7 protein-coding genes and 1 CRISPR repeat array (1 of these 8 running past the window's edge) are annotated in these 10,688 nt (G+C 45.5%); of the genes, 2 read left to right on the plus strand and 5 right to left on the minus strand.

The features are described 5' to 3' along the window. Positions 1-1,387: a CRISPR direct-repeat array (repeat unit 46 nt; unit sequence GCTGTGATTTCCCTAGGAAAGTAACATTTTGAAAGCAATTCACAAC); it begins 707 nt to the left of the window's first position. Between the two features lie 52 nt (positions 1,388-1,439). Next, positions 1,440-1,775, plus strand: coding sequence for a nucleotide pyrophosphohydrolase (locus L0U89_RS17935; protein ID WP_234862775.1), 336 nt, complete (start codon positions 1,440-1,442; stop codon positions 1,773-1,775). 132 nt (positions 1,776-1,907) lie between these two features. On the opposite strand, the gene L0U89_RS17940 is transcribed toward L0U89_RS17935, so the two are convergent. Both L0U89_RS17940 and L0U89_RS17945 read right to left on the minus strand, forming a co-directional pair. Then, a complete protein-coding gene (locus L0U89_RS17940; protein WP_234862776.1) occupies positions 1,908-2,339 on the minus strand; it encodes a hypothetical protein in 432 nt (143 codons plus the stop codon). A gap of 163 nt (positions 2,340-2,502) precedes the next feature. Continuing rightward, entirely contained in the window at positions 2,503-3,981 is a 1,479-nt protein-coding gene (locus tag L0U89_RS17945) for a potassium/proton antiporter (protein ID WP_234862777.1), read from the minus strand. A gap of 386 nt (positions 3,982-4,367) precedes the next feature. Between L0U89_RS17945 and L0U89_RS17950 the strand changes: the two genes are divergently transcribed. Further along, complete coding sequence (locus L0U89_RS17950; protein ID WP_234862778.1) at positions 4,368-5,045, plus strand: potassium channel family protein; 678 nt, start codon at positions 4,368-4,370, stop codon at positions 5,043-5,045. 46 nt (positions 5,046-5,091) lie between these two features. On the opposite strand, the gene L0U89_RS17955 is transcribed toward L0U89_RS17950, so the two are convergent. From L0U89_RS17955 to L0U89_RS17965, 3 genes are all read right to left on the minus strand, one after another. Further along, complete coding sequence (locus L0U89_RS17955) at positions 5,092-5,502, minus strand: OsmC family peroxiredoxin (protein WP_234862779.1); 411 nt, start codon at positions 5,500-5,502, stop codon at positions 5,092-5,094. Positions 5,503-6,126: 624 nt separating this feature from the next. Next, on the minus strand, positions 6,127-8,448 hold the full coding sequence (locus L0U89_RS17960) for an OmpA family protein (protein WP_234862780.1): 2,322 nt from the start codon (positions 8,446-8,448) through the stop codon (positions 6,127-6,129). Between the two features lie 81 nt (positions 8,449-8,529). Continuing rightward, positions 8,530-10,688 (minus strand): CLIPPER-2 domain-containing protein (locus tag L0U89_RS17965; protein WP_234862781.1); only part of this gene is annotated, 2,159 nt, incomplete at its 5' end.

Consider the following 10,688-nt stretch of genomic DNA (forward strand, 5'->3'; position numbering starts at 1 on the left):
ACATTTTGAAAGCAATTCACAACTTGAGGTTATGAATACCACTATCAAGCAAGGCTGTGATTTCCCTAGGAAAGTAACATTTTGAAAGCAATTCACAACCAGGTATTTTGACTTTGCCTATTGAAATGTGCTGTGATTTCCCTAGGAAAGTAACATTTTGAAAGCAATTCACAACTGGCTGCGCAGTCGGTGCTGCGGCTGTTTGCTGTGATTTCCCTAGGAAAGTAACATTTTGAAAGCAATTCACAACGTACCACTAGCATGGATAATGACTCCCTTTGCTGTGATTTCCCTAGGAAAGTAACATTTTGAAAGCAATTCACAACTGTTGATCACGAACTCTTCCCAGTCGAATGCTGTGATTTCCCTAGGAAAGTAACATTTTGAAAGCAATTCACAACATTCAGAGACAGAGACGTCGGTCTCCATGTGCTGTGATTTCCCTAGGAAAGTAACATTTTGAAAGCAATTCACAACCTAGTAAGACAGGTACATCCGTAGGCCTGAGCTGTGATTTCCCTAGGAAAGTAACATTTTGAAAGCAATTCACAACATTGGCAAGCCGATATGGCTGGCGTAAAGGCTGTGATTTCCCTAGGAAAGTAACATTTTGAAAGCAATTCACAACCCTCTAAGCTTTTTTGTAAACTCGGTTCCAGCTGTGATTTCCCTAGGAAAGTAACATTTTGAAAGCAATTCACAACGTCATCGTCTCTAGGGCCTATTGATGCGCAGCTGTGATTTCCCTAGGAAAGTAACATTTTGAAAGCAATTCACAACTAGTCAGGATTGCGCTCAAAGAATGAAAGAGCTGTGATTTCCCTAGGAAAGTAACATTTTGAAAGCAATTCACAACAACAACCTGGTCGTGAAGGCCGATGCCTTTGCTGTGATTTCCCTAGGAAAGTAACATTTTGAAAGCAATTCACAACCGTTCGATTGGGAAGAAGCGCCTGACCCAAGCTGTGATTTCCCTAGGAAAGTAACATTTTGAAAGCAATTCACAACAACTGAGTCTTGCCGGATGGCGTCCACTTGGCTGTGATTTCCCTAGGAAAGTAACATTTTGAAAGCAATTCACAACCAGAAATCGCATTGACAATATTACCAGTCAGCTGTGATTTCCCTAGGAAAGTAACATTTTGAAAGCAATTCACAACATTTGGCTTCGACACGTGACATCAACGCTGCTGTGATTTCCCTAGGAAAGTAACATTTTGAAAGCAATTCACAACATCGTTGTAGGTGACATTGACAGTCGCATTGCTGTGATTTCCCTAGGAAAGTAACATTTTGAAAGCAATTCACAACGTGGTGATTCAGCATATTACCTTGGGGAGGGCTGTGATTTCCCTAGGAAAGTAACATTTTGAAAGCAATTCACAACATCCGGCGATTCAATCCTTTACCTTTGGGAAAAAGCTTTAAACAGTAACCGAATGTCCGATATCACCCTTTCCGAAGCACAGCAATTGGTCGACCAATGGATCAAAACCGTCGGCGTGCGCTATTTCAACGAACTCACCAATACGGTCATCCTGATGGAGGAAGTCGGGGAACTCGCGCGTATCATGGCGCGAAAATATGGCGAACAATCATTCAAGGAATCGGATAAAAATCGGGACTTGGCGGATGAAATGGCCGACGTGCTTTGGGTCTTGATTTGCCTTGCCAACCAGACCGGGGTGGATTTGACAGAGGCTATGCACAAGAATTTTGAGAAGAAAAATATTCGCGACAGGGACCGCCACCACAACAATCCCAAGCTGAAATAAAAAAACCGGGTATAGCCCGGTCTCTCTTTTTTGGTATTCAATCTCTACTTCTATTCTAACAGTTGGACGAGTATCGGTACTTCCCGGCTTCCCAGCATCCTATCTTCCCAAATTCCCGTATTCGCCATCCACTCATCCCAACCAATTGCTCCAAGGAATCCTGGACAAAATCAGCACCAAGCCGATCGCATACATCATGTAAATGGACCTGAATTTGGCACGACTGAGCTCAAATTTCTTAGCCCTTGTATATCCAAGAGTTATAAACACAATCGCCAAGATGTTGATCAGGGGATGTTCCAAAGTAGTCAATCTAGCGACAGGATCTTTCATCGCTTCTCCCGACAGGAGGCTGATGCCCACAGGACTTACGAAATAGAGGACCAAGCCGACCAAGAGCTGTACGTGGGAAAGGATAAAGGCTATAAGGGCGAATTTTCTGTCCTTTTCGGTAAACTCCCTGTTGCTCAATGAACCGACCAAGGCATAAATGATCACAATCACCAAAGCCGCCAAAGCCAGATAGGCAAGGCCAGAGTGTAGATGTTTTATTCCGATATACATAGTTTTTATTTTTTGTTAAAATAAGTTAGGGAAGGCTACAATTTCCAAATTTTAAACCCGAAAAAGAGAAATCCTGGGGGAGGTTTTCGTTCTGTTCCTACGTTAGTTTGGTGTTATTCACAGAATTATTTTTTGGTTTGGTCCAATTCAAATCGACGTGACGCTATTCTTCAAAGGAATCGGGATTTGTCTTGAGGGCATCGTAAACATCCTTTAGCGCATCGTCATCCTCTGCCAAAACCACGAGCTGATCATTTTGTTCGATAACAGTGTTGCCCTGCGCAGTCAAGTATTGGTCTCTTCGCTTGATCATGGCAATACTGGCATTTTTTGGAAACCCAAGGTCCAGAATTTTTTTTCCAACGATTTCATTTGTCGGCTCTACGAGCACTTCTATCAGTTTTGTCTTTGCTGTCTCATTGAGGAATGAGTCTATCACGGATTTTGGTTTGGCGGAGGAAGGGAGGAGGACCCGAAGCCAGTCGGCCATTTTTGTCAGGGTCGTCCCCTGCAATACCACCGAGGTCACGGAAATGAAAAACACGAGATTGAAGATCGCATGGGCTTTGTCGATACCCGCAATCAGCGGATAGGTGGCAAAAACAATCGGCACGGCGCCACGTAGACCAACCCAAGAGATATACCAGCGCCTGCGGGCCTTCATCTTGAAGGGAATGAGGGAAATAAAAACCGCAATCGGCCGTGCAAGAAAGATCAGAAACAGAGAGGCCGCCAATCCTAAGCCCACATAAGGAATCATATCTGTCGGATTGACAAGCAGGCCAAGGGTCAAGAACAACACGATCTGCATCAACCAAGCAATCCCGTCATATAGTTTGAGAATCGTACGCTTGTGAATGAGTTCCTGGTTGCCGAGATATACCGCGCACAGGTAGACTGCCAAAAAACCATTGCCTCCCATAAAATCCGTGAAGGAAAAGGTGATGAACATCAGGGCAATCACGAGAACAGGATATAGCCCTTCAAAGTCCAGATTGATTTTGTTGATCGAGTACTTGCTGATCCAACCGAAGCCAAGACCCAAAACCCCACCAAGTATCATCTGTCTGAAAAAGACTAAAACCAAACTGCCGTAGGACATTTCTGGATTCACCACCAACCCTAGGAATGCAATCGTAAGTACATAGGCCATCGGGTCGTTACTCCCGCTCTCAAGTTCAAGCGTAGATCGCAGTTTATACTTGAGTGCCAGACTCTTGGAACGTAAGACCGAAAAGACGGCCGCCGCATCCGTCGAAGAAACGATGGATCCCAAAAGCAGACTCTCATAGATCGTAAAGTCTGAAATCCACCAAAAGAAAATCCCCAAGGAAAATGCGGTGATCAAAACACCCAAGGTCGAAAGTGTGATGCCTTGGGCCAGGACGGGCTTGATTGAATGCCAGTTGGTATCAAGGCCTCCTGAAAATAGGATGAAATTGAGGGAAACGATCCCGACAAACTGTGCCGCGGCCGAGTTGTCAAACTGTATCCCCAAACCATCAGATCCAGCCAACATCCCTACTCCCAAAAAGAAAATCAATGTCGGCACCCCAAATTTATAGGATGTTTTGCCCACCAGTATACTGATTAGCAACAGGACCGAACCGATTAACAATATATTTTCGGAAGAAATACTCATAGGCTTTTTTAGTACTACAGTTGGTTTGACGGCCTAATAATATCAAGAAATCGCTTTAAAATTGATGTGAAGCTGATCAATGGATACAAATACTTTTTTGATCAACCTTTCTTAACAAAACAATTGGTTGTTTGCAATCAAATTTTAACCCCCATTTGAATCGTTGTTTTTTGAATTCTCGATCGGAAGAGTTGCCTGATTGTGAAAAGTACCCTAATCAAATTGCAGCACCGAATCAACCGCCAAAATACTCGTAGTGGCTTTTCTCCAACGTTTGCTACAATATCGTATTTTTGATTGTGGCTGGTAAAAAGTTCGACAGGATTTTTCGGGCCAATATATTTTCCCGTTGAGCTGTATGATTCAAACTTGAAATTAGATCACCCATGACTGATTTTCTCAAAAAAGCGAAGAATTACTGGATTTCGGATGCAAGCTTTCTTTCCTTGTTTCTGATGCTGTTTGCAACGGTTTTTCTATTGCCCGTCATGATCGACAACGAACAGGAAAGTACCGTGTTTCTCAATATGATGTTTGTACTACTCTTCTTCGTAGGTGTGTTTTCATCTAGGGAGAGAGTTTTTTTGGTTTTTTCGATCTCACTCTTGTCTATCCATATTGTGTTGAAATTGATCCGTTTTGGCAATAATCCCTACGAGTTCTACCTCTTGGAACGGATCGTAATCCTCGGTAATCTCCTGGTATTTGTCATCATAAACTTTCGTTTATTATTTCGGGATGATCAGGTCAATCTGTACCGCATTGTCGGTGCTGTAAACGTCTATTTATTGGTGGCATTGGTTGGGGCGATGGGTTTTGAAATCATCCAACTCACCCACGGTCAGTCGATTGGTGGCTCTGTTGAGTTTGGCGGAAATGAAAAAGATTACGTCCACTACATGTACTACAGCTTGGTTTGCATCACCACGGTAGGCTTTGGGGATATTTTTCCGATCAATATGCCGACCAAAATGCTTTCTGTATTTTTGTCGGCCTTAGGTATTCTATACCCCGCAGTAGTGATCGCCAAGTTGGTTTCATTTCCCATGGTGGCAAAAAAATAGCCCTCCCCATACACTTGAAGAGGAGGGCAGTATATGTCCTTTGTTTTTAATTGAGGCTGAACACCACGACAATATTCGTATCCAAAGATTTGGAAATTGGGCAGTTCAGCTCGGCATCTTTTACACATTCAGCGAACTTTTCCGCGTCGATTCCCGCAACTTTTGCTTTTAAGATCAATTTGGATTCCTGGATTTTTCCGTCTGCCAAGGTGACCACGCCATCCACATGCAATTCTTCCGGAGCGAAACCAGCGCCCGTCAACACAAAACTCAGCTTCATGGCAAAGCATCCCGCATGGGCAGCGGCGATCAACTCCTCGGGGTTTGTTCCGACACCTTGCTCAAATCTGGACAGGTAGGAATATTGGGTTTTTTCAAGTACGCCGGATTGGGTGGACAGGTGGCCATTTCCTTCTTTTCCGGTTCCTTGCCATACGGCAGTGGCTTTTCTTTTCATGTTAGTTTGGATTATAGTTTAAAATAGTGACAAAATTATAGGGTCTTAACACCAAGGTCCTATGAATTGGTTTTGAATTTAATGAAAAAATGTTTTCCGTACTTTCCAAAGCCCTTCACTTAGATTGGCAGCAGATAGTCAATGTTCTGATTGGTTGCGATTGGGTGGACATTTTTTGCAAAATGATGATGTAAGGCAATGCTTTGGATTCCAAGGTCGGGTTCACGTCGTCAATAAGGATACCGTCAAAACAAAAAAAAGTCTCCCAAGGGGAGACTCTTTTCGGTATTTAACTCTTCAATCAAAAGTTTAAAAAATGTGTCGTAGCGCCTTGGCGCAGTTTCTTTCGGTCGTTTTTTGCAAAGCATCTGTGAAGAGCATTCCACTTGTCCTGGTTGGGAGGCCGATGTGCGTGGAAAAAAGGGGGAAAAAAGTCCCCCAAAAGGAGACTCTTTTCGGTATTTAACTCTTCAATCAAAAACTAAAAAAATGCTTTTAATGGGATTGGGTGATTTCATTGATTTTGGTTTTTTCATCGAATTATATTTGTCCAAAGGCTCAGTGCATATCTTTTTCACTTTCCTTGTCTTGTTTCTTGAGTCTCAAGTCTTTTGTCTCCTGTCTCTATTTCTTCTCCTTCTGAAGCTTCAGTTCTGTCCTTCGGTTTTCTTGGTGCTTCTGCTCGCTGCAATCGCCGCTCGCACAGTCATTTATAGGCTTGGATTCCCCAATCCATTCGGAGACGATACGTCTTTTTTCCAAACCACGCTTGCTGAGATAGTCTTCCACAGCTTTTGCTCTGCGCTCGGAAAGTTTCATGTTGTAGTCGTCTGAACCTCGCTGGTCTGTGTGCCCTTGGGGAAGGAGATCCAAACTTGGAATCCGTTGCATCATCAGGTTTACCCGCTCGAGTTCTTTTTTGTGGATCGGTCTTAAGTCTGCTTTGTCAAAATCAAAATAAATGGTCGGCAAGGAGTTGATTTCCTCATTGAGCACGGTGAAGATGTCCGCTGGATCGCAGATATCCCTGCCGATAAATTGACTTGGCAACTTATAGTCCTTTGTCGGGTCAGAAAATGCTTCCAACACCAATTCGCTGCGGCGGTTGAGTTGGTGTTCCGTTTCGGGGCATGGTACGCCATCCCCACAATCGTTGACTCTTTTTTCTTCCCCAAACCATTCCAGTTTCACCCGGTTTCCGGGGATTTCAAAGTTGGAAAGATAGTCCCTGACGGCGTCCGCCCGGCGGTTGCTGAGCGCTTCGTTGTATGCATTGGACGCACGGGAGTCGGTATGGGAATTGACCACCAAATCGAGGAAGTCATATTCTGCCATCAGGTTGGCGATCTTGTCGAGGACAGGTTCGGCATCTTTCCGGATCGCTGATTTGTCCAAGTCATAGTATACGATGTCAACATAGACCGGCGTGCGGTAGGGGATGGGGAAAAGCTTGTATTCCCTATACACCGTGTCGCCCGCAAATCCGATCGTTGATATCTGATCATCAAAGATGGAGAAATGACCTTTTTTGTGGATTTCCAGTTGAAAATCACTCTCGATATCAAGGTCTGCTGAAAGCGCACCGCCTGGAATGCGAAGCGTTTGGATGGGGGAGTTGTTCTTTTTGTTTTTGAGTTGGCTGTTGAAATCAGCCGCCACCAAATTACCGTCGCAGTCGATTATCCTGGCAATGAGTTTTTTGCTCAAATCCTCGATCAGGTAAATGTCGTCCATTCCCATGCCTCCCTGTCTGTCTGAGGAAAGGTATCTTTTTCCTTTTTCCGTCACCGTAAAGGCGAAATCGTCACGAACAGAGTTGAACGGGATACCCATGTTCTCGATTTGGGAATAACTCGAGCCGTTTTCTATGGCGGTGAAAATGTCCATTCCTCCCAAGCCAGGATGGCCTTTGGATGAAAAATACAGCCGATCAGCCAGTTTGAAAGGATGGCTTTCATTCTTTGCGGTGTTGATATCCGAACCTAGATTTACAGGTTGACCAAAGTTCAAGTCATCGTCGTAGGTGACATAATACAGATCATAGCCGCCATTTCCGCCAGGCATATCCGAAGCGAAGTAAATGCGTTTGGATGCCTCATCCACAAAAGGTGTCATCACGCCATGGGAAATTGTCTTGTTAAGCGGGAAAGGTTTGCTTTCACTGATGTTTCCTGACGCATCGATTTTCCCAAAGTAGATCTCAGGATTTACGTCAAACTCCCGCGTTTTCTTGATCTTCTTGATATCGCGGAAAAGGGTGTAAAAAACCAAACCCTTGGATTCCATGAGACTTGGATCAGAAAACTGCATGCCTGCCGTCACATCCGAATTGAAGGATTGAATGTTTCCCTGATCATCTGCACGAAATATCCCGAAATAAGGCCGGTCATTGAAGTCGTTTTTTTCCTCGGAAAATAGATTGTTTTTCGCATCCAACCGGATTGAGGGCTTGAGGGAGGGGTTCTCTGAACCACGATCGCTCGTGAAGTAGCGCACACCGGATTTGCTCTCCACCAATCCATAATCCGAACCATCCGAATTCAGCTCTTGAACCGGGGTCAATTTCACCCTTGCTTCCTTTTTCTGAAGTTCCCGGATTACGGGGAAGTTGATCTCCGGAAAATCAAACTCGTTGTAGGGGCTTCCCTCCAACAAGTCTTCAATGGACTTGCCTTGGTCGATTTTCATCGCCGCAGACAGGTAATTGGAATAATCCTCCTTGCTTGCCTCCTCATGGGAAATGGTTTTTTCCCACCATTTGAAGCTGTTTTCATAGTCCTGCACATTTTGGAAGGAAAGTGCCGCCTGACGTGCTGTCAGGTATTTCGGCTTGGCTGCGTAGGCTTCGCCGTACATTTCGCCCGCGTGGGCGTAATTCTCGAGCACGAACTGTTTGTCCGCATATTTCAATTGGCGGTTTTGGGCTTGAGCCGATACCGCTGTCATGCAAGCGAAGACGATTGGAAGAGTTATTTTGATAAGTCCTTTCATATTGATTGATATATGAGGGTGGAATTGAATGAAATGTTACTTGATGACCTGTATCCAGCCTTTGTATTCATGCTCCTTACCTTGGCGGTCGGTGGCGCGCAGCACGTAGAAGTAAGTACCCGCAACGAGACCTTCAGCTGCCCATGTATTTTGGTAGTTTTTCATCTCGTATACATGGTCGCCATTTCGGTTGAAGATGACGATCTCGTTGCTGACAAACTTGTTGATGCCCTTGATCTCAAACTTGTCGTTCATGCCGTTACCGCTTGGCGTGATCACGTTTGGAATAAAGAACGGATTGATCTGGTTCACGTCAGTGTCTTGGTTGTCCGAAGGATTCAAGTCGTCTTCTTCAGAGGAAACCCTTGCCACATTGGTGATTGACTGTGCCTTGTCGCTATCGATCGCATTTGCCCTTACGCGCAACCTGATAAGGATCGAGGATTTGGCTGGAAGCTGATCAATGGTATAGGTGACTTTGGATCCTGACACGCTTACTTTGGCGGAGAGATTGGGTAGGCTTGGCTCGAAGCTCGAGCTCAAGTAGGTCACCTGTGAAGGAAGCTCATCTACTACGAGGACGTTGGATGCATCTGTTTCTCCGACGTTTTCGACGAGGATTTCGTAGTCGAATTCATCCCCTTCGAAGATTTCCACGCCTTTGGAGGTTTTGCTGACTGCGAGGTCAACGTCATTGACGAGGAGTTTGAAAGTAACTGTCGCTTCATCCTGGTTCGCAGGATTGAGTGCCTCTCTCAGGACGTACTTGAGCACATATTCACCTGGAGGATTAAGGCCTGGAACGAGACTGAGTTCGCCGTTTTCATTGATCAATAGACCGACGATTCCCGCCAAATCGGTGAATTCGAAGTTGACATCTTTCCAGTCTACCGGCTTGTTGTTCAACAAGTCATTGCCAAGGATGTTACCCAAAACTCCGCCGAAGTCTACTGGATATTCGCCCAGGTCATCATCGACTGCGATGATTGGGGTGAATGTGCTGCCTACGGTCACGGAATCGGACCCATCAATTTGGTCATCTTTTGGAGACTTGCTGAAGGCGTTGACCACGTTGACGATGCTTCCTTTTTCCAAATCTTCTGCAGTCACTTGGTACTTGGTTTGGAATGTGACGCTTTGACCTGGGGCCAAATTCTCGATGATGTCTTCAAAGCCTGTCAATGGATCCGATACGATTACATTTCCAAGCGTGACATTTCCGACGTTTTTGACAATGATGGTATAGGTGATCGTTTGTCCAATTTGTGAGAAGCTGGTCAAATCTGCGGTTTTGGTCACTTCAATGGCTGGCATTGAATTGGCGATTATCAATACCTCATCCTTGACGGCTATATTCAGCGTGGATGCAGTCGCGATGTTGAGTATCTCTCCTTTGTCGAGGTCGGCTTGCGTCACAACGTAGGAAGTATTGAAGCTCTGCGAAGCCGTTGGAGCGAGCGAAGCAATGGTCTGGTTCAAACCTGTCAGCGGATCGACCACGACAACATTCGACAAAGTCACGTTGCCCGTATTGGTGACGGTGACGGTGTAGTTGAGCACGTCGCCCACTGCGTTGAAGCTGGTTTCAGCCACCGACTTGTCAATGGACAGGGCAGGGGATTGGACTGCGCTCACAACCACTTGGTCTGAAACGTTAATCGAACCGCTTGAAGCCGAAGCTGTATTGGCCACGGAACCGTTGTCCAAGTCAGACTGGACAACCGTGTAAGAAGTATTGAAGCTTTGCGAAGCCGTAGGTGCCAGCGAAGCGATGGTCTGGTTGAACCCTGTCAGCGGATCAACAACCACGACGTTGGAAAGTGTTGTATTGCCCGTGTTGGTAACGACAACGGTGTAGTTCAGGACATCGCCTACCGCATCGTAACTGCCCTCTGCGACTGTTTTCTGGATACTTAAGGCAGGGGACTGTACCGCGTTGACGGTTACCTGGTCGGAAACGGATACAGAGCCCGAAGTGGCGGAAGCCGTGTTGGCAACCGAACCGTTGTCCAAGTCAGACTGGACGATTGTGTAAGACGTATTGAAGCTTTGCGAAGCCGTAGGTGCCAGCGAAGCGATGGTCTGGTTCAATCCTGTCAAAGGATCAACCACGACAACATTCGACAGGGTTACATTGCCCGTGTTGGTGACGGTAACGGTGTAGTTCAGGACATCGCCCACCGCATCGTAACTGC

The organism is Mariniradius sediminis, assembly GCF_021491425.1.
GTDB classification, from domain to species: domain Bacteria; phylum Bacteroidota; class Bacteroidia; order Cytophagales; family Cyclobacteriaceae; genus Mariniradius; species Mariniradius saccharolyticus.

Excerpts from the sequence above, each read along its gene's own strand:
- L0U89_RS17935 (WP_234862775.1), top strand. The coding sequence starts at position 1,440 with ATGTCCGATATCACCCTTTCCGAAGCACAGCAATTGGTCGACCAATGG.
- L0U89_RS17940 (WP_234862776.1), bottom strand. The coding sequence starts at position 2,339 with ATGTATATCGGAATAAAACATCTACACTCTGGCCTTGCCTATCTGGCT.
- L0U89_RS17945 (WP_234862777.1), bottom strand. The coding sequence starts at position 3,981 with ATGAGTATTTCTTCCGAAAATATATTGTTAATCGGTTCGGTCCTGTTG.
- L0U89_RS17950 (WP_234862778.1), top strand. The coding sequence starts at position 4,368 with ATGACTGATTTTCTCAAAAAAGCGAAGAATTACTGGATTTCGGATGCA.
- L0U89_RS17955 (WP_234862779.1), bottom strand. The coding sequence starts at position 5,502 with ATGAAAAGAAAAGCCACTGCCGTATGGCAAGGAACCGGAAAAGAAGGA.
- L0U89_RS17960 (WP_234862780.1), bottom strand. The coding sequence starts at position 8,448 with ATGACAGCGGTATCGGCTCAAGCCCAAAACCGCCAATTGAAATATGCG.